This is a genomic window from Veillonella parvula (assembly GCF_032550495.1).
Taxonomy (GTDB): domain Bacteria; phylum Bacillota; class Negativicutes; order Veillonellales; family Veillonellaceae; genus Veillonella; species Veillonella parvula_G.
In genome coordinates, this window is record NZ_JAWFZJ010000004.1 from 14,812 (window position 1) to 34,164 (window position 19,353).

Sequence of the window (19,353 nt, forward strand, 5' to 3'; positions counted from 1 at the left end):
AATACACCTATTATCATTCGTTTGCCCATACTATATGGTCACAAATTTCATAATATTTCGCTTACTCTATTAATAATGGTACAAAGTATGCTTCTGTACCAGCTATCTCTTCCGGAGAAAAACGGCATCCTACCGCGGAAGCTTGATCACCAAGCATAAAACAGGATAAGGTTAAAAATCCATCTTTCACTCCACAATCCACTGTATGAGTAAAACGTTTCTGCTGTATAAAGTCTTGATACATAACCTTTTTACTGTCGCGACAAATGATATCATCATAGTTATCAACTAGCTTTTCCATGTAAAGCTCAGATGTATCACCACGTTTTTGAACAACTTGTACATGCCTTCCTTCACGGCCCCAAATCTCCTTTTGAATATAAAGTCCATCATCAAGAGCGGAAAAGTCATTTTCAAAATAGGATGGTGCCAAATACTGTTCGATTATATCTCGATCAGGTTTCGTAAAAAATTGATCTGTTAAATACAACGCATACACTAAAGACATAAATGATTTGTTTTGTAAAATAATTGCCTCTGGCGGATTAAAAAGAGCAAATCTATTCTCCTCGTAAAGATCTAAAAACATCTCACCCAAAGGTTCATTATCTGGTGTTTGTTCATCAATTAAAAGTTCCATAGGATGCAATCGATACAATAGAGTCGCATGACTACAATTAGCTAAAGGAATGCCCTCATCATCAATCTTCATATCATAAAAGGATATGAATCGCGTGTCTGCCTCAGGACAGGCTGTTTTTAATTCCTTCATAAGAAATTGTGTTGTACCGTAGTCTTCAAAATAATCATGAAAGCAGGAGAATACAAAGGGATCCTTAGGTAGTCTTTCTCTATTTGCCAGCATAGACTTATATTGATTTCTACCATACTTAGCTGATAAAACAGCATCATACATGCGCTTTAAAAATGTATGTAATTCTTTTCGGCATTCTGTATTAGGATGTTTTCGTCCTACATAATTAGCTCCAATTTCATTGGCATAATAGCTTTCAATGAGAAAACATGGCGTATCCGCATTAAGTTCTACCATGCGCAAATTGCCATTTATATCGAGAACAAAATCAAAACGAGATAACCACGTCGGTAAACCTAAGGCATTCGACTTATGTAAGTAAGGAATTAAATTGTCTGGCATATCCATATTTCGAGCAAAGTCATCTGGTGCCATTTGAAATACTTTTGCTGCTTTACAAAATATTTGAAATAATCTACGTGAAGCATGGCGAATTTCATCGTAAAAGTCGGATGAAAAGGCCTGCATAGACAATGAAGGATACCGATCATCATATCCTTCATATTCCACAAAATTAAATATATTTCTATCCAGCTCATCAATATAGGATTTCATTGTTTATCCTTTCATCAGGAGGTCCCGCTTGAAGTTCGGGCGCCTACACTACCAAAGCCATATTTTTCACCAATTCTATGTGCTCGATTACTCGTTTTAGTATTGTAACGATTTCTAGTCATTTCATTAATAGTTCTAGCCACTCTTTCACTATTAGATTTACTAGCGCCTGTATTTGCATCAAAAGGTGTAAGAGGCGACGTAACGCGATAAGTCATACTTGGTGCATCCATATATGCCATTGGGGCTGAAAATCCATGAAACGCATAATACCCTACAGCCAGAGTCGGAATCAAGCTGGCTAAGCCTGCATCCCATATAATATTGCCTTTCTCATCGCGATGAAAGGTAACAGACTTCTCAGCATCATCATAAAGTGCCGTTTCTTTTCCATCACCATGATTAATCAAGGTATAGCTTTTACCTTCATCATCAACGAGCCGTACTTCACCATTATTTAATTCTGGTTTAACCACATCACATAGGGCATAGCTAACATCATCCCAATACGAATAAGCGCCTACTAGAGCTGCTATAGATGTAAAGGCTATGGCTATGTAAACAGTATTCTTACTTGGTTCATACATAAAATATTCCTTCGTTTGATTTCGTGACTGGAATCAATACTATTTCAATCTTTTATTTCTTTTAATAAAGTCTGACGTCCCTGCTTATTCTTTAATTCCACCATATACGCATACCGCAACAATATGTCACTGTCGTTTCTAATATTCGCCAATCGTGTATCCTCTGAATCAGGCAAATTTTTAAGCAATCCGACCTCAACATAAGTAGTATCATTAACCGTACTAATAACAGATACCTCATTCGTTGTATAAATAACAATCCACTTCTCTGGAGACTTTGTGTCTTGTTTAATGGTATAAACCTTGCCATACACGGCATCGATAAGATCGATAGCCGTTGCATTAGGATCTTGTTTTGACGTATACACCTTTAAACCGTCTTTTATACCTTGTGATTCATAATAATAGGAATCCTTAATGCGCTCCTCCATAGTATAGGGAAAACCCACTTCATCACGAAGCTCGTGCCAAGACAAATCTCCTATAAACAAATACCCCAAAAAGAGTAAAATAATTCCCCAACTTAGACCCAATTGAGTCCATTCTTTTCTGCGCGCTGCATTTCGCACTTTTTTACTCGCCGCTTGTGCAGCCTGATCTCTCCGTCGATGTATATCAGACAAACGAATCCGTTCGCCTTGAGCCTGATCTGTTAAACCACCACGCCAGTTCTCTATAAAAAATACAAAGGTCTTATCCTTTTGAACCGCTCTATATTCTTTATAATCTGCTTCGTCGCCACTTCTAGCCTTCGATTGCCCCTCCACAGCTACGACACGTTCTATACCTTTATCATGTAGTCTATATCCTGCAGGAGGGGTTGAACGTAAAACTGTTTCAGAAAAAGTGCAATATTCTTTTTCACCGTTTACAATGGTAAGCCATTTTTTATCCGTCCCATTAACGGGCATAAGACCATATTCGGTCCAAGACTGAGCTCCTTTGGAAACACCTAGTTCTTTTTTATAATTTTCATCATTAAGATCATAACGTATTGTTTTATCAACGATAAACTCTTGATAAGAAAGGACCTCCCCGACTACGTATCGTTTTCCCTGAATCTCTACAACATCATAACACTTAAATTTCATAGCCTAGACTCTTCTGCAATAATTTCTTTTAAAAGCTTAACTTCTTCGTTTGTTAATGGTCGTTCCAATAAATCAGGCCGTAATAATCGTGTCCGTTTTAGTGCTTCCTTTTGACGCCATGCGGCAATATTTTTATGATGACCACTGCGCAATACATCTGGAACAGCCCACCCTCTAAATTCTGGAGGCTTTGTATATTGCGGGCACTCCAAAAGAGACTCATAAAAAGAGTCCTCTTGTGCCCCACTGGCCGCACCTAATACACCAGGTATCATGCGAGCCACTGCATCAGTAACTACCATGGCTGGCAACTCACCACCGGTCAATACATAATCACCAATGGAAATCGTTTCATCTACAAGATGTTTCTCTACGCGATAATCTACACCTTCATAGTGACCACAAATAAGGACCACTTGATCATAGCTAGCCAATTCACGAGCCTTCTCCTGTGTAAAAGGCTGTCCTGTAGGTCCCATAAAGATAATACGACGTCGTATACTTTCATTAGGATTACCAATAAGACTCATTTCATCACACATCTCATCTGTGGTATAAGTATCATTAATATCACTATCATATTGAGCAATAACGGATTCTACGGCTTCAAAAATAGGAGGTGCCATCATGAGCATACCAGCCCCGCCACCATATGGTGTGTCGTCTACTTGACCATGCTTATTATGGCTAAAATCTCGAGGATTCGTTACACCTACAGATAGACGTTTTGCCTCGATAGCTCGTTTTATGATGGAATGATTAAAAAACGCATCAAAAAACTCTGGAAATAAAGATACAATATCAATACGCATAAACCGTCCCCTGTACTTATTAACTCACATTAACTCATTAGTATTATCTATATATAGCTATATTATATACCTTTTACGATAATATACCTATATGTAGATAAAACAAAACCGCCCAAAGGATTATATCCATTCAGGCGGATCTACGATCATCAATTTATTTTCCACATCGATGTCTTTAACGACCTCTTCAATGGCTGCAAATAATTGATCTGGTTCCCCATCTTTAGAGACCACATAGACATCATTAGCACCTGGTTGTAATACATCAGTAACTATGCCAAGCACATTACCCATAGTATCTTGTACCTCAAGGCCAATGATATCAAAGATATAATAGCGACCTTCTGGCAATTCCACTAAATCTTCACGGCGCACTTGAATTTCTTTCTTACTCAATAATTCAGCCGTATTACGATCAGGAATTTCCTTAAAGGATGCTAATACAAATTGTTTGTGAAATCGTGCGGATGCAACGTGGTATTCTTTACCATCGATGTAACAGGCATCCATATGCATAAACCGTTCTGGAAAATCGGTTTGAGGCATAATACGAAGATCACCCCGCACGCCGTGCGGGGCGATGATAACACCTATTGTGATGAAATCGTTATGTTTCATTATTGACGAAACGCAACGATCTTACCGTCTTCTAATAGGATTTCAGCGCCCATCAAGGCATCCAAATTATCCCCGATTTTAACGGTAACTGTTTGCTCTAATGTACCTTGAGGAATTTCAGTTCCTAAAGACAACTCCTTAGCATCCTTCAATTTAGCTGTTACTTCTTCTTTGAAAGCCAAGCGTTTATTTTTTTCTTCGTCGATTTGTTGACGAATAGCAGTGAGACTTGTAGCATCAACTTTAGCTGCATCAGCCAAAATACGTTGAGCTTGGAACTCAATTGCTTCCAAATCTTTATTCACCATATCAAGACGAGTTTCAAGATCGGAAACAATTTTCGCTTTCAAGTCATCTGTTACTTTTGCTTTTACTGCTACAGGGACACGTAATGTCATTTCTTCCATTGGAATACTCCCTTTTAAACAATATCAACAGATATCTTTTTGTTCTCTTTAATAGCCGCCGCTTTCACCACAGAGCGAATCGCTTTAGCAATTCTACCTTGCTTTCCGATGACTTTACCCATATCCTCTGGGGCTACATGAAGTTCATAAACTTCCACATTCCCCTTTTGGACCATGGTAACAGAAACGGCATCAGGCTGCTTCACTAATGATTTCGCAATTAATGAAATTAATTCTATCATCACAGTATGCCTCTCTATTAATTACTTTTTAGCGTCTGCAAATTTTTGCATAACGCCTTGTTTTTTGAACAAGGAGCGAACAGTGTCAGTAGGCTGAGCACCTTTAGCTAACCAAGCCAAAGCTTTTTCTTCGTCTACATTAACGATAGCTGGTTGTTTAGTAGCATCATATTGACCAATTGTGTCAACAGGACGACCTTCACGTGGAGCACGTGCGTCAGCAACTACGATACGGTAGAAAGGAGCTTTTTTAGCACCTAAACGAGTCAAACGAATTTTTAACATTGTGAAATTCACCTCCTTATACTGATGTGGATGGACAAGTTCAGCGCCCCTGCCCATGTATTACATAAACGGTAATTTAGGCATTCCAGGGAAGCCGCCCTTACCGCCACGTAAACCTTGCATGCGCTTCATCATCTTCCGCGCTTCTTCAAATTGTTTCAACAAGCGATTTACATCTTGGACCTGTGTACCAGAACCTAATGCAATACGCTTGCGGCGAGAACCGTTAAGAATACTTGGATTTTCTCGCTCTGCCGCCGTCATGGATGTAATGATAGCCTCAATACGACGCACCTCTTTACTATTCAAATCAAGGTCCTTTAATTGATCCTTAATTTGTCCCATGCCTGGCAACATTCCAATAATATTTTGTAATGGCCCTAACTTTCGCACCTGGTTCATCTGTTTTAAGAAGTCATCCAAGGTGAAATTGTTTTTCGCCATTTTCTTTGCCATTACACGAGCTTCTTCTTCATCGATGGCGCCTTGTACATTTTCAATCAATGTTTTAAAGTCGCCCAAATCGAGAATACGAGAAGCCATGCGGTCTGGATAGAATACATCAAAGCCATCCATTTTTTCGCTCACACCAGTGAACTTAATTGGCAAGCCTGTTACAGCTTTGATGGATAATGCGGCACCACCGCGCGCATCACCATCGAGTTTAGTAAGGATAACACCATCAACACCTAATTTTTCGTTAAAGGTTTGAGCGGTTGTTACTGCATCTTGACCGATCATAGAATCTACAACGAGCAGAATTTCATGAGGTCGAACAGCAGCTTTGATGTTTGACAACTCATCCATGAGGACTTCGTCTATAGCCAAACGTCCTGCGGTATCGATGATAACAACATCTTTCAACATATGCGTGCTTTGCTCTACAGCGCGACGCGCAATATCTACTGGATTTGCACCATGTGTTTCATCCGCAAATACTGGAATATCAATTTGCTTACCTACAACTTGCAACTGAGTAATCGCAGCTGGACGATATACGTCGGCAGCGACAAGCATCGGACGTTTACCTTGTTTACGTAGGTATACAGCTAGTTTACCAGCTGTTGTAGTCTTACCAGCACCTTGTAAACCAACGAGCATAATAATCGTTGGAGGCTTGCTAGAAATCATGATACGACTTTGCGTACCACCCAAGAGAGCCGTTAACTCATCATTTACGATTTTAATAACCGTTTGGGCTGGATTCAAGGATCCGAACACCTCTTCACCAAGGGCCTTTTCCTTAATGGACTTAACAAAGTCCTTTGCTACCATAAAGTTAACGTCAGCTTCTAATAAAGCTGTACGTACCTGACGCAACGCAAGATTGACATCATCTTCTGTAATTTTGCCCTTCCCTTTTAAGGATTGAAAGGCTTCTTGCAGTTTTTCTGACAAGCTATCAAATGCCATAATATCCCTCCATTTGCGCCAATACTTGTTGCACCTTGGTTTCGGCTAACACCTCTTTAGGCAATGTTGCTTTCAACTGTGAAAGCAAGCCTTCCCGTTGTTCATATTGTGCCACCAAGTGCAATTTAGATTCGTAATCATTTAAAATGTGTCGAGCACGCTGTAAGTTATCGTGTACAGCCTGTCGTGATACGCCTAATTCCTCAGCAATCTCGCCAAGGGACATATCATCTTCGTGGTGAAGTTGTAAGGACATGCGTTGCTTGTCCGTCAACAATGGCCCATAGAAATCTAAGAGCAAACTTATAAGTACTCGTTCTTCCATTTCGCCACCTCCATCACTGTCAAGTCATATTACTTTACATATGGTACATTATAAAAAAAGATGTGTCAAGTAGAAATACTTAACACACTTAATTCATTACTATAATACATATAAATCACAGTTATACAAGCTATCTCATCCCCTTAAATGAACAAAACCATAAACTAATTGACTACCTTAACATAATCATTCTAGACAAATTTAATTCATAATCAATGATAATTAATTCTAATTTCTACTTTTATATCTATAATAATATGCTATAATATCAATATCTAATATTTTCAATATAAAAAAACAGGAGGTATTATATGAATACCAAACAATATGACATTATCGTCTTAGGTTTCGGCAAGGCTGGCAAAACATTAGCCGCAAAATTTGGCTCTATGGGCAAATCCGTAGCCATGATTGAAGAAAATCCACTAATGTACGGTGGTACATGTATTAATATCGCATGTATTCCTACTAAAACGATGATCATTGCCGCATCAAAAGGCTTATCATACGATCAAGTATTAAATCAACGTGAAGTTGTTACATCTCGCTTAAGAAATAAAAACTTTACTATGTTAGATTCTAATGATCATGTCGATGTCTATACTGGACATGGTGCATTTATTAGCAATAAAGAAATCTCTGTTACCGCTGGCGAGGATAAGATTATATTATCTGCTGACACTATCGTTATAAACACTGGTGCTGTAGCGATTAAACCTAATATTTCTGGCATTGATACAGCTACAGGTTTCTATAATAGTACAGAAATTCAACAATTACCTACTCAACCTAGTACATTAGGTGTTATCGGCGCTGGTCCTATCGGTCTTGAATTTGCAAGTCTATATGCAAAACTTGGTGCTAAGGTAACTGTATTCAACATCGAATCTAGCATCTTAAAACGCGAAGAACCTATCGTTCAAGAGCTAGCTACTGAGTACTTAACTGAACAAGGCATTACCATTCTTAATAATGTAACATTAGACTCTGTATCCAATGATGACAACAAACCAGTTATCAAAGCTAATAATCAAAACTATACATTTGATGCTGTTCTATATGCTACAGGTCGCAAAGCCAATACAGCTAATATCGGTTTAGAACATACTGATATCGCTACTAACGAACGCGGTGCTATTGTAGTTAATGATACTTGTGAAAGCTCCGTTCCTGGTGTATACGCAGTCGGCGATGTAAACGGTGGTCCTCAATTCACATATGTATCTCTTGATGACTTCCGTATCGTATTTGGTGCACTTACAGGCAACGGCCACTATACCTTAAAAGATCGTAAAAATATACCTTATACTACCTTCCTAACACCTCCACTTTCTCGGGTAGGTCTTACAGAAGAAGATGCAATCAACCAAGGATATACGATTAAAACCAAGGAAATGCTCGTAGCTACCATGCCAAGAGCACATGTAAACGACTATTTAAAAGGTGCTTTTAAAATTGTTGTAGATGCGGATAACGACTTAATCCTGGGCGCTACACTCTATTCCCAAGGCGCAGAAGAATTGATTAACTTAATTAAAATGGCTATGGATAATAACATTCCATATACATATTTCAAAAATCAAATCTTCACACACCCTACAATGGCAGAAAACTTAAACGACCTTTGTAATTTCTAATAGTTTAATAGCTAATACAATCACTAATTATAAAATAATAACCTAACCAAAAAGCCTTTAGACGCTAAACTAATTTAGCAACTAAAGGCTTTTGTATTTATCGATATGATAGTTTATTTATCAATGTATCAGATTATTATAGCTTTTTTAGCAGTGCCTAACTAAAACATGCTAAGACATTGTAGCAATTAATTTTTAGTAAACAATCTGCGCACTATCGTTTGTAATTTAGGGGTTAATACAATAGCAACCACAATCCCTGCGGCACTTGTAATCAAAGAGTATTGAATTTTACTAGCCGCCACGACCGCACTTTCAAGAACGAACCACCACGCAAGGAAGTAGCCTAAAGCTGTCCAAACAGCACCAATAATAAGGGCTACTAAAATACGACCAAAGGATGCAGTTGGTTTTGTAATAGAGGGTGGCAGATAGCCTGCAGTCATACCACCTACGATAAGTCCTGCAATTCCTTTAATAAAGAAAGAGAATACGATGTACTGTGTATGACCACCAAAGAGATCAAATAGTGCAGATCCAATTGCCGCACCCAAGCCTCCATATAATCCACCAAAAAGTATAGATGTTGTAAAGAGTGCAGCCGATCCTAAATGAACCATAGCGCCACCTGGTATTTCAATGCGAATTGTAGTAGCCACTGCACATAACGCGGCAATAAAACCAATATAGACAATGTCTCGAGTACTTAATTTCATAATCATGAACCTCTCTTTTAAATCAATTACTATATTCAGTATAACAAATCATAAGCCGTCTAAAAACACCATTATCGTAGAAATTAAATATCCATTTCACGTCTCAATATAAGATATAAATATATACTTAACTATATGTCTGTAGATATAATAAAGCACCTATACCCCTGTATAGGTGCTTTATAGTATTCAATTATATGTATAATCTTAAATTTTAGCTCGCTTCAAACGAAGCGAGTTACCTACGACTGTTACAGAGCTAAATGCCATCGCTGTACCCGCAATCATTGGATTTAATGCACCTATTGCGGCCAACGGAATACCGATACAGTTAAAGATCAATGCCCAGAATAAGTTTTGTTTAATATTGGTCATTGTCTTACGGCTGAGTCGTACTGCTTGTACCAAGGTATGTAAATCATTTCGTACAAGGACGATGTCGGCTGCTTCTACCGCAATATCTGTACCACTGCCAATAGCAAAACCAATATCTGCCGTAACGAGAGCAGGAGCATCATTGATACCGTCACCAACCATCCCCACTACAAGACCTTTATCTTGCAATTCTTTTACCTTGCTAGCCTTATCTTGAGGCAATACTTCAGCTATAACATGGGAGATACCCGCCTGTTTAGCAATATATTGAGCAGTTCGACGATTATCACCAGTAAGCATCCATACATCAATACCTTGAGCATGTAACTCTTTTACAACCTCGATAGTTTCTGGACGTAATTCGTCTTCTACAGCCCACAAAGCACTAACAACTCCATCTACAGCGAGAACAGATACGGAGGCGCCTTGTTCTTCAAATTGTAAAATATCTTCTTGAACCGCCGTTAAATCATAACCTAGTTCGTTCATCCAACGACTGTGCCCAAGTTGTACGGATACGCCTTGGTAGGCACCTTGTAACCCTTTACCTGGTACATCGGTGAAACTTTCAAGTTCAACAGCTTTACCTTTGTAGCCCTGATCTTCACCGTAGTAAACCATAGCCTTTGCAATCGGATGAGATGTGCCACTTTCAAGAGCCATCATAATAGACATATTCGTACTTTCATCACCATTGTAATTTTTAAAAGCCGTCACATCCAATACACCCTGTGTAAGGGTACCGGTTTTATCCATAACAATGGCATCGAGCTTACCCGCCTTTTCAAGATATTCTGCACTCTTGATGAGCACGCCGTGTTCCGCACCAAGTCCAGACCCAACCATGATAGATGTTGGTGTAGCAAGGCCAAGCGCACAAGGACATGCGATAACAAGTACCGCTGTTGCGTTAATGAGAGCAACGTTAATAGAATCTCCCATAATGAAGTACCATACGAGACCTGTCAAAACAGCAAGTCCAATAACAGTCGGTACGAAATATTGAGCCACGATATCTGCAATGCGTTGAATACTAGCCTTAGAGGTTTGTGCCTCTTCGACAACCTTGATGATTTGAGATAACATCGTATCGGAACCGATACGCTTTGCTTCCATGGTAAAAGCACCACTTAGATTTATAGTAGCACCAATAACTTCAGAGCCAACTTGCTTTTCAACTGGTAAGCTTTCACCGGTCAGCATAGCCTCGTCTACTGTGGAATACCCCTCAGTAATTGTACCATCAACAGGGATTTTTTCGCCTGCACGAACTTGTAAAATATCACCCGCTACCACCTTAGATGTAGGGATATCAATAAATTCTCCATCACGCAACACATGAGCTGTTGCAGGTTGTAAAGCAATTAATTTTTGAAGTGCTTCAGAGGTACGCCCTTTTGCAATTTCTTCTAACAGCTTACCAAGAAGGATAAACGTAATAAGCCACGCAGAGGTTTCAAAGTAAATTCCATGAGGTCCTAGTTCGGGGTGGAACTGCCAATTATAAATACTAAATAGATACGCTACGGTTGTGCCCATTACTACAAGCACATCCATCGTAAGCGCTCCATTTTTTACAGCGCTCCAAGCACTCTTATAGAACATGAGACCAGGACCGAACTGAGCAATAGTAGCAAGAACAAACTCTACCCATACAGGCAATGCCTGAATACCAAATCGATGTAACGTCATATTAATCATCATCGGTACCGCCATACAGGCGGCAATAATAAGGCGTGTAATATGAGGTTTTAAGTTAACCTTTTCTATTTCTTGCTTTGTTTCGTCTGCTTCTGTAGCACCAAAGCCGATATTCGTAATGGCATCAATAATCTGTTGTGAATCTACAGCAGCCCCGTCTTTATATTCAACGCTCCCCTTTCGAGTTAAGAGGTTAACCTTAACAGATTCTACGCCATCAAGTTTAGAAACAACGTTTTCAACACGTTTTACACAGGCTGCACAGTGCATACCTGTAATATCAAATTCTTGTTTTTTTACGCTCATATTCACAGGCCTTTCTACTCTGTAGATATATCTTATCTTACAACTTACTATATTATTACAAATTCGTACTATATTTTGTATTTATGTACTTAAATATACGTCTAAACATCTATCTATAAAAAGCTATATATCCTATTGTAAATAAAATAGCAATAAACAGGTTCACTAAGAATGTTTCAATATATTCTAAAACTTCAATATATGAACATATTACATGACTAACTACTCATATATCTATATTTAATGATAACATAAATTCTCATTACGTCAATATCCTACCAAATATAGAGGGTTATTTCTTTTTTATAAGGGAATTAACCGCTTTTACCTATACATAGCCTTCATAAATAGATTATAATAAAGTGATGATGAATAAACATAAGCTTTGATTCCAAAGGAGGTGAATATATGTCTGAATCAGTAAGCCCTACGGTGGAATTTATTTCTCTAGCAAAAGAATTTCGCCATGAATATGTTGTTGAAAAATCACGGTTTATAACAACTGTACATCCTTGCAAGACTGAAGAGGAAGCCCAAACCTTTATAAGCCGCATCAATAAAGAATTCTGGGATGCACGTCATAACTGCACAGCCTATGCATTAGGACCACAGCAAGAACAACAACGATCTTCCGATAATGGAGAACCATCAGGTACAGCAGGTAAACCAATGCTAGAAGTACTCAAAAAGACTGGCATTACCAATGTAGCCGTCGTCGTAACGCGTTATTTTGGAGGTATTAAATTGGGCGCTGGTGGCTTGATTCGGGCCTATTCACACTCTGTTGCGGAAACCTTACGTCTTGCCCCTAAAGAACTACATACAACACGAACCCGACTACAAGCAAAGATTGACTATTCGCTGTATGGAGCAGTAGAAAGATATGTCCAGGACGAAAAATTACATTATGAAGCAAGCTTTGGTGAATATGTAGACATTACAATTCTAATACCACCTACTGATGTAGAGCGCATACAAAAAGAGCTCCAAGACATAAGTCATGGAGCTGCTACTTGTACTGTATTAGATTCTATTGAGGTGGTACTACCACTAGATAAATAATCTAGTTAGTAGATTCCAAACTTTTAATTGCCGTTATTAACTAAACCGGCTATGCCTTGACCGAGTTCACGACGTTTTTCCTTAGTCATAGGATAAGGCCATACTCGTTCTAATTGTTTTTTCCGGCTAATTTTATTACGAGCCGTCATTAATCTACGTGCTTCCCAATTACGAATTGCTTGACCTAAGGTTCTTTTTACCACGCCCATAGTAGTACCTACTTTCTTAACTCTTGTTGTATATCAAAATTTGTGATAAGTATAGAAAGATAATTTAAAACTCAATTTACTTTCTATTACTTTGTTGAATTTAGTATATATAGCATTTTATTAAATGTGAAATGACCGTTACTTAGTTCGTTATAATTTTTATTTATCATATTATGTGTATAATAGGGAGATTCTATGGATACATCTTACTACCACAATTTTATTACCCTTGTTCAAACGGGCAATATGACACAGGCCGCAGAGATTCTTCATATTACACAACCAGCGTTAAGTAAGCAGTTGAAATATTTAGAGGCTGAATTTGGGGCTCAATTAATCAACATTAAACGCGGCCAACGAGGATCAAACTTGCAATTAACAGATGCTGGTAAAATCTTCTACGAAAAAGCGCAACAACTCTGCTCTATTGAAGAATCTACATATAATGCTGTACAACAATTGAATTCACGCATTGAAGGTACTTTACGCATTGCGACGTCTGCATCTCGTTCAACGCCAATCGTACAGCAATATTTACCAGCTTTTTCCATGAAATATCCATCTGTCCATTTTGAAATTTATGAAGGACTTATGACAAATGTAGTGACCCAACTTATCAACGGTAGCGCCGAATTAGGTATCGCCAATATTCAAATGGTAGATATCGATAAATTTGATATTCTGCTTACCCAAGAAGAGCATTTATACGCTATTTTCCGCCGTGATGTATTCTGGACAGATCGTGAACATGATACCATCACGTGGGAAGACATAAAAAAATGTCCTCTATCCCTTTCTGGTGGATCTGTCCGAATGATTATGCAGTCTAGCTTAACAGATATGGAGCAACTTAATGCGGTAGCTATCACCACCACAAAAAGCTCAGCTATTGAATGGGCCTCTTCTGGTCGTACAGTTTCTTTAGTCCCAATGGACGCTAAGGAACTCATCAATCATCGCAAAATGGCCCGCATCAAATTGCCAGAATTCTCGGGGGATTTCAAAAAAGCTTTTATCACACTTAAAGGCCATGCACTTTCCCCAGTAGCACAGCAATTTATTGACTTCTACAAAGCATATGTATAATCATAATTATACATATTATTACCATACTATGACATTAACAGTCTATATAATTGGCATCTATGTAATTATAGACCCCAATTCAATACATAAGAAAAGACCTAGTACTAAATGTACTAGGTCTTTTTGTATCATATCCTATATAACGACAAATCTTATGGTTGTTTAAGCTCGCCGTATATATGATTCTGTTATACTTGATGAACAGCACCTACAATATCAGTGATGCTGTTAAGATTATATTGTTCTACATATTCACTCATTTCACGGGCAATACGTGAAATTGCTGTTGGATCTACCATCGTAGCTGTACCAACTTGAACGGCTTGCGCCCCTGCCATCATAAATTCGATAGCATCTGTGCCAGTCATGATACCACCAAGACCAATAATAGGAATAGTTACCTCTTTATAAACTTGGTGCACCATGCGAAGAGCCACGGGCTTTACGGCTGGGCCAGATAATCCACCATAAGTGTTCCCCAATACAGGCTTGCGACGATGAATATCTATAGCCATGCCCAACAAGGTATTAATTAGACTTACTCCATTACCACCGCCTGCTTCAACAGCCTTTGCGATTTCTACAATGTCTGTTACATTTGGTGAAAGCTTAACGATAACAGGTTTATCCGTTACCTTACGAACCGCTTTAGTTACCGATTCAACGACCTTTGGATCTACGCCAAAGGCCATGCCTTCACATTCTACATTTGGGCAAGATACGTTGACTTCTAATCCTGCAATGCCATCTACAGATAATGTCTCTGCCATCCATGCAAATTCATCAATTGTACCAGCAGACATATTCGCTAGCAATGGTACATCATATTTCTTAAGCTCTGGTAGAATTTCTCTAACAAAATGTTCAGCTCCAGGATTTTCAAGACCAATACAGTTCAATACGCCAGATGGTGTTTCTGCAATGCGAGTACCAGGATTGCCATGACGTCCTTTTGGTGTTAAACCTTTTACGGAGATAGCTCCTACCTCATTGCTAAGGTCTAAATACCCAGCATACTCAGGGCCATTACCAAAGGTGCCAGATGCAGCGATAATAGGATTTTTCATCTTAATACCGCAGTAATCAACAGCAAGCTTTGGATTAGGCGTAACGGTGTTATTTAAATCGCGTTCACGCATTAAAAGAACACCTCCTCAGCTGGGAATACAGGACCATCCTTACAAACCTTATAGCGTTTACCTTCTGCACCATCACAAGCACAGCCTAAACAACCTCCAGTACCACAGCCCATACGCTCCTCAAGAGAAACTTGGCAAGGCACATTCAGTTCTTTAGCCACTTGAGCTACGCCTTTCATCATCGGCATAGGACCACAAGTCATGATAGAGGTAAAGGAATTAGCATTAATTAGGTCTGGCATAATAGCCGTAGGGAAACCTTTTATGCCCACACTACCATCATCAGTAGTGATATGTACTGTAACAGGCCTATCTTTAAATAGATCAGCCCAGAAGGTTTCGCTTTCATTTCTAAAACCAAGAATAACTTGTGCTTCTTCACGTTTTTGCAAATGCGACGCGATGCATAGCATCGGTGCGATACCAACGCCACCGCCAATGAGAAGCATATTATTAGATGTTACAAACGGTTCGCCCAAAGGGCCTAAACAATCTAATGTATCACCAGGCACGAGACGTGTCATAATTTCAGTCCCCTTACCTACGACGCGATACAAAAGGGTAATAATACCCTTTCGGGCATCGAATCCAGCATAGCTAATAGGGCGACGCAATAATGGCGCCGTAGAGTCCGCTACGCGAACATTACAAAACTGTCCTACCTTTGCTTCTGCTGCTTGTTTTGGTGCGTGAATATCCATAATCCACACATCAGAGCCTATTTGCTCATTGCGAACGACTTCGCCCTGTTCTACATAGCCACTCATGGTTATTACTCCAATTCAAAATCTTGTAACGCTTCTACAGAGTAGTTAGCATCATCTTTACGATTCGCCACAACACGCAATACTTCCCGTGCTGTATCAAGACTTGTTAAGCAAGGTGTACCCATTTCTACAGCGAGACGACGTAATTGGAAGCCTTCGCGTTCAGGACGTTTACCTGCAGTCAATGTATTAAGTACAAGATCCACTTTATCTTGACGAATGTGATCAGCACAGTTGTCATCACCTTCAGAGATTTTATTAACCACCTTACAATCAACACCGTGTTCGATAAAGTATTTACCTGTACCACCAGTTGCTTCAATATGATAACCAAGATCGATGAACCCTTTTGCAAGTTCACAAGCTTCTGCTTTATCACGGTCTGCTACTGTCATAAGAATTGTACCATCCTCTGGAATACGCATGTTTGCACCATTGATAGCTTTGAATAAAGCTTCAGAATATGTACGACCAATCCCCATAACTTCGCCAGTAGATTTCATTTCAGGTCCAAGAGCGATTTCCACAAGCCCCATTTTGGAGAAGGAGAATACAGGTGCTTTTACAGCTACATAAGGTTTATTAGGTACAAGACCTAGTGGCAAGCCCAAATCTTTTAAGCTTTCACCAAGCGCAATACGTGTTGCACATTCTACCATATTGATACCTGTTACCTTAGAAATGAATGGTACGGTGCGGCTAGAACGAGGGTTAACTTCGATTACATTAAGTTCACCATCAGCCACGATATATTGAATGTTAAGCACACCTTTAACATTAAGACCTACTGCAATACGACGTGTATAGTCAACAATTTGATCAATCAATTCTTGACTCAAGTGTTGAGCTGGGTAAACGGCCATGGAGTCACCAGAGTGAACACCGGCACGTTCGATTTGTTCCATAATACCAGGGATACATACATCAGTACCGTCGGAAATAGCATCAACCTCTACCTCCATACCAACCATGTAACGGTCGATAAGAACAGGATGCTCCTTAGATGCTACTACGGCTTCCTTCATGTATACATCAAGCTCTTTATCATTGTATACGATTTCCATCGCACGCCCCCCCAATACATAGGAAGGACGAACGATTAATGGGTATTTTAACTTTTTAGCTGCTTCTTGTGCTTCTTCATCAGAGGTTACCAGAGCACCTACTGGACGAGGAATGCCAAGTTTCGCCAACAATTCATCAAAGCGTTCACGGTCTTCTGCCATATCGATGCTATCCACGGATGTACCAAGAATTTTTACACCGCGCTTAGCCAATGGGCCTGCCAAGTTAATCGCTGTTTGTCCACCGAATTGAGCGATAACGCCAACTGGCTGTTCTTTATCAATGATTTCCATAACATCGTCCACAGTCAATGGCTCAAAGTATAAAGAATCAGAAATATCAAAGTCTGTAGAAACTGTTTCTGGGTTGTTATTAATCATAATGGATTGGTAACCCGCTTTACGGAGTGCCCAAGATGAGTGTACGGAACAATAGTCAAACTCTACGCCTTGACCAATGCGAATTGGCCCAGAACCAAGTACTACTACAGATTTTTCACCTAGTGGTTTAACTTCATCTTCTTGCGCATAGGCACTATAATAGTACGGCGTTTTAGATTCAAATTCTGCCGCACATGTATCTACGTATTTATATGTTGGTAGAATGTTCCATTCTTTACGTTTTGCGCGAACTTCTTCTACAGTTGTATTAGCATAGCGAGCAATAACAGAATCGGTGAAGGAATAGCGTTTTGCTTTGCGCAATACATCTTCTGTTAAGCCCTGTTCAGCCAATGCTTTTTCTACATTAACAATGTTTTTGATTTTTTCAATAAAGAATGTATCAATTTTTGTAATATAGTGGATTTTTTCTACACTAATCCCCTTGCGAAGAGCTTCTGCCACAACATAGATACGTTCATCATCTACTAAGTGTAAACGTTCGATAAGCTGTTCCATGGATTCATGGGCGATTTTCTTAAGCTCAATATGGTCTAAACCGATCTCCAAGGAACGAATTGCTTTTAACAAAGACCCTTCTAAAGAGCGGTCGATAGCCATAACTTCGCCAGTAGCCTTCATTTGAGTGCCCAATGTGCGGTCCGCCAAATTGAATTTTTCAAATGGCCAACGTGGAAACTTCGTTACTACATAGTCGAGTGTAGGCTCGAAGCATGCTTTTGTTTCGCCTGTTACAGCATTTGTAATTTGATCCAATGTCATGCCTACTGCGATTTTAGCTGCTACCTTCGCAATTGGATAACCAGTTGCTTTAGATGCCAATGCAGAGGAACGAGATACGCGAGGGTTTACTTCGATAACGATATATTCGTTGCTATTTGGATTCAAAGCGTATTGTACGTTACAACCACCTTCGATTTTCAAATAACGGATAATCTCTACAGATGCGGTACGCAGCATTTGGTATTGAATATCATTTAAAGTCTGGCTTGGTGCCACAACGATAGAGTCCCCAGTATGCACACCAACAGGGTCAATATTCTCCATATTACATACTATGATGCAATTATCTGCACTATCGCGCATTACTTCGTATTCAATCTCTTTCCAGCCTGCAACGGAACGTTCTGCTAGGATTTGGTGAATTGGTGAAAGTTTCAACCCACGGCGTGTAATTTCATACATTTCATCTTCGTTATGGGCAATACCGCCACCAGTACCGCCTAACGTGTATGCAGGGCGGATGATAATAGGATACCCAATGCGATTAGCAAAGGTTACTGCTTCTTCAAGATCGTTAAAGATATCGGATTCAGGAACTGGTTGATTAATTTCCTTCATCGCTTCTTTGAAGAGTTCACGGTCTTCGGCTTGTTTAATAGCTTCAAGAGTTGTACCAAGAAGTTTTACACCATATTTTTCTAATACGCCCGCTTCAGACAATTGTACGGTCATATTAAGGCCTACTTGACCACCTAATGTAGCCAACAAGCCCCAAGGGCGTTCTTTTTTAATTACTTCTGTTACGAATTCAAGACTAATCGGTTCTACATATACGCGGTCTGCAATATCTGTATCAGTCATAATAGTAGCAGGGTTAGAGTTAACCAATACTACTTTATAACCCTCTTCTCGAAGGGAACGGCATGCTTGTGTACCAGCATAGTCAAACTCTGCAGCTTGGCCGATAATAATTGGACCAGAACCAATTACAAGTACTTTTTTTGCTTCTGAGGTCAT

General features: G+C 39.4%; 19 protein-coding genes. 3 read left to right on the top strand and 16 right to left on the bottom strand.

What is annotated here, in order from left to right:
* Nucleotides 1–61: 61 nt before the first annotated feature.
* From E6X37_RS08445 to ylxM, 10 genes are all read right to left on the bottom strand, one after another.
* Nucleotides 62–1,369, bottom strand: a complete 1,308-nt coding sequence (locus E6X37_RS08445; protein WP_278458093.1) for a glutathionylspermidine synthase family protein — start codon at nt 1,367–1,369, stop codon at nt 62–64.
* A gap of 14 nt (nt 1,370–1,383) precedes the next feature.
* Nucleotides 1,384–1,956 carry a hypothetical protein gene (locus E6X37_RS08450; RefSeq protein WP_105087066.1) on the bottom strand — a complete coding sequence of 191 codons (573 nt, stop codon included), beginning with the start codon at nt 1,954–1,956 and terminating at the stop codon, nt 1,384–1,386.
* 44 nt (nt 1,957–2,000) lie between these two features.
* On the bottom strand, nt 2,001–3,047 hold the full coding sequence (locus E6X37_RS08455; protein ID WP_278458094.1) for a DUF4178 domain-containing protein: 1,047 nt from the start codon (nt 3,045–3,047) through the stop codon (nt 2,001–2,003).
* Nucleotides 3,044–3,859, bottom strand: coding sequence for a tRNA (guanosine(37)-N1)-methyltransferase TrmD (gene trmD, locus E6X37_RS08460; RefSeq protein ID WP_024060989.1), 816 nt, complete (start codon nt 3,857–3,859; stop codon nt 3,044–3,046). The genes E6X37_RS08455 and trmD overlap by 4 nt, the downstream gene beginning before the upstream one ends.
* 120 nt (nt 3,860–3,979) lie before the next feature.
* The gene (gene rimM / locus E6X37_RS08465) at nt 3,980–4,477 is read right to left on the bottom strand and encodes a ribosome maturation factor RimM (protein ID WP_024060990.1); all 498 of its coding nucleotides are present in this window, start codon (nt 4,475–4,477) and stop codon (nt 3,980–3,982) included.
* Nucleotides 4,477–4,884 (bottom strand): YlqD family protein, encoded by a 408-nt coding sequence (locus E6X37_RS08470; protein WP_004695569.1) that lies wholly within the window; start codon nt 4,882–4,884, stop codon nt 4,477–4,479. Before E6X37_RS08470 ends, rimM begins: the two co-directional genes overlap by 1 nt.
* A gap of 14 nt (nt 4,885–4,898) precedes the next feature.
* The gene (locus E6X37_RS08475) at nt 4,899–5,126 is read right to left on the bottom strand and encodes a KH domain-containing protein (protein WP_004695567.1); all 228 of its coding nucleotides are present in this window, start codon (nt 5,124–5,126) and stop codon (nt 4,899–4,901) included.
* Between the two features lie 21 nt (nt 5,127–5,147).
* Nucleotides 5,148–5,411, bottom strand: a complete 264-nt coding sequence (gene rpsP, locus E6X37_RS08480; RefSeq protein ID WP_004695565.1) for a 30S ribosomal protein S16 — start codon at nt 5,409–5,411, stop codon at nt 5,148–5,150.
* Between the two features lie 60 nt (nt 5,412–5,471).
* On the bottom strand, nt 5,472–6,824 hold the full coding sequence (gene ffh, locus E6X37_RS08485) for a signal recognition particle protein (RefSeq protein ID WP_278621890.1): 1,353 nt from the start codon (nt 6,822–6,824) through the stop codon (nt 5,472–5,474).
* Nucleotides 6,814–7,149 carry a YlxM family DNA-binding protein gene (gene ylxM / locus E6X37_RS08490; RefSeq protein WP_004695559.1) on the bottom strand — a complete coding sequence of 112 codons (336 nt, stop codon included), beginning with the start codon at nt 7,147–7,149 and terminating at the stop codon, nt 6,814–6,816. The genes ffh and ylxM overlap by 11 nt, the downstream gene beginning before the upstream one ends.
* Nucleotides 7,150–7,460: 311 nt before the next feature.
* On the opposite strand from ylxM, the gene E6X37_RS08495 reads away from it, so the two are divergent.
* Nucleotides 7,461–8,786, top strand: coding sequence for an FAD-containing oxidoreductase (locus E6X37_RS08495; RefSeq protein WP_278621892.1), 1,326 nt, complete (start codon nt 7,461–7,463; stop codon nt 8,784–8,786).
* Nucleotides 8,787–8,974: 188 nt separating this feature from the next.
* Here the strand turns inward: E6X37_RS08495 and E6X37_RS08500 are convergent, their stop codons facing one another.
* The gene (locus E6X37_RS08500) at nt 8,975–9,502 is read right to left on the bottom strand and encodes an ECF transporter S component (protein ID WP_008715744.1); all 528 of its coding nucleotides are present in this window, start codon (nt 9,500–9,502) and stop codon (nt 8,975–8,977) included.
* Nucleotides 9,503–9,709: 207 nt separating this feature from the next.
* Nucleotides 9,710–11,884, bottom strand: coding sequence for a heavy metal translocating P-type ATPase (locus E6X37_RS08505; RefSeq protein WP_287531433.1), 2,175 nt, complete (start codon nt 11,882–11,884; stop codon nt 9,710–9,712).
* Between the two features lie 408 nt (nt 11,885–12,292).
* On the opposite strand from E6X37_RS08505, the gene E6X37_RS08510 reads away from it, so the two are divergent.
* Nucleotides 12,293–12,946: a YigZ family protein gene (locus tag E6X37_RS08510; protein ID WP_278618537.1), complete on the top strand. Its 654-nt coding sequence runs from the start codon at nt 12,293–12,295 to the stop codon at nt 12,944–12,946.
* A 23-nt stretch (nt 12,947–12,969) separates the two neighbouring features.
* On the opposite strand, the gene E6X37_RS08515 is transcribed toward E6X37_RS08510, so the two are convergent.
* A complete protein-coding gene (locus E6X37_RS08515) occupies nt 12,970–13,155 on the bottom strand; it encodes a hypothetical protein (protein WP_004695548.1) in 186 nt (61 codons plus the stop codon).
* Nucleotides 13,156–13,350: 195 nt separating this feature from the next.
* On the opposite strand from E6X37_RS08515, the gene E6X37_RS08520 reads away from it, so the two are divergent.
* Nucleotides 13,351–14,241, top strand: a complete 891-nt coding sequence (locus E6X37_RS08520) for a LysR family transcriptional regulator (protein WP_004695545.1) — start codon at nt 13,351–13,353, stop codon at nt 14,239–14,241.
* Between the two features lie 188 nt (nt 14,242–14,429).
* On the opposite strand, the gene E6X37_RS08525 is transcribed toward E6X37_RS08520, so the two are convergent.
* Genes E6X37_RS08525 through carB form a run of 3 tightly spaced genes read right to left on the bottom strand, consistent with a single transcriptional unit; the run spans nt 14,430 to nt 19,353 of the window.
* Nucleotides 14,430–15,380 carry a dihydroorotate dehydrogenase gene (locus tag E6X37_RS08525; protein ID WP_195395008.1) on the bottom strand — a complete coding sequence of 317 codons (951 nt, stop codon included), beginning with the start codon at nt 15,378–15,380 and terminating at the stop codon, nt 14,430–14,432.
* Nucleotides 15,380–16,147, bottom strand: a complete 768-nt coding sequence (locus tag E6X37_RS08530; protein WP_195395009.1) for a dihydroorotate dehydrogenase electron transfer subunit — start codon at nt 16,145–16,147, stop codon at nt 15,380–15,382. The genes E6X37_RS08525 and E6X37_RS08530 overlap by 1 nt, the downstream gene beginning before the upstream one ends.
* A gap of 5 nt (nt 16,148–16,152) precedes the next feature.
* Complete coding sequence (gene carB / locus E6X37_RS08535; protein ID WP_195395010.1) at nt 16,153–19,353, bottom strand: carbamoyl-phosphate synthase large subunit; 3,201 nt, start codon at nt 19,351–19,353, stop codon at nt 16,153–16,155.

Coding starts and splice junctions, on each gene's coding strand:
- E6X37_RS08445 (WP_278458093.1), bottom strand. CDS start 1,369: ATGAAATCCTATATTGATGAGCTGGATAGAAATATATTTAATTTTGTG.
- E6X37_RS08450 (WP_105087066.1), bottom strand. CDS start 1,956: ATGTATGAACCAAGTAAGAATACTGTTTACATAGCCATAGCCTTTACA.
- E6X37_RS08455 (WP_278458094.1), bottom strand. CDS start 3,047: ATGAAATTTAAGTGTTATGATGTTGTAGAGATTCAGGGAAAACGATAC.
- trmD (WP_024060989.1), bottom strand. CDS start 3,859: ATGCGTATTGATATTGTATCTTTATTTCCAGAGTTTTTTGATGCGTTT.
- rimM (WP_024060990.1), bottom strand. CDS start 4,477: ATGAAACATAACGATTTCATCACAATAGGTGTTATCATCGCCCCGCAC.
- E6X37_RS08470 (WP_004695569.1), bottom strand. CDS start 4,884: ATGGAAGAAATGACATTACGTGTCCCTGTAGCAGTAAAAGCAAAAGTA.
- E6X37_RS08475 (WP_004695567.1), bottom strand. CDS start 5,126: ATGATAGAATTAATTTCATTAATTGCGAAATCATTAGTGAAGCAGCCT.
- rpsP (WP_004695565.1), bottom strand. CDS start 5,411: ATGTTAAAAATTCGTTTGACTCGTTTAGGTGCTAAAAAAGCTCCTTTC.
- ffh (WP_278621890.1), bottom strand. CDS start 6,824: ATGGCATTTGATAGCTTGTCAGAAAAACTGCAAGAAGCCTTTCAATCC.
- ylxM (WP_004695559.1), bottom strand. CDS start 7,149: ATGGAAGAACGAGTACTTATAAGTTTGCTCTTAGATTTCTATGGGCCA.
- E6X37_RS08495 (WP_278621892.1), top strand. CDS start 7,461: ATGAATACCAAACAATATGACATTATCGTCTTAGGTTTCGGCAAGGCT.
- E6X37_RS08500 (WP_008715744.1), bottom strand. CDS start 9,502: ATGAAATTAAGTACTCGAGACATTGTCTATATTGGTTTTATTGCCGCG.
- E6X37_RS08505 (WP_287531433.1), bottom strand. CDS start 11,884: ATGAGCGTAAAAAAACAAGAATTTGATATTACAGGTATGCACTGTGCA.
- E6X37_RS08510 (WP_278618537.1), top strand. CDS start 12,293: ATGTCTGAATCAGTAAGCCCTACGGTGGAATTTATTTCTCTAGCAAAA.
- E6X37_RS08515 (WP_004695548.1), bottom strand. CDS start 13,155: ATGGGCGTGGTAAAAAGAACCTTAGGTCAAGCAATTCGTAATTGGGAA.
- E6X37_RS08520 (WP_004695545.1), top strand. CDS start 13,351: ATGGATACATCTTACTACCACAATTTTATTACCCTTGTTCAAACGGGC.
- E6X37_RS08525 (WP_195395008.1), bottom strand. CDS start 15,380: ATGCGTGAACGCGATTTAAATAACACCGTTACGCCTAATCCAAAGCTT.
- E6X37_RS08530 (WP_195395009.1), bottom strand. CDS start 16,147: ATGAGTGGCTATGTAGAACAGGGCGAAGTCGTTCGCAATGAGCAAATA.
- carB (WP_195395010.1), bottom strand. CDS start 19,353: ATGACCTCAGAAGCAAAAAAAGTACTTGTAATTGGTTCTGGTCCAATT.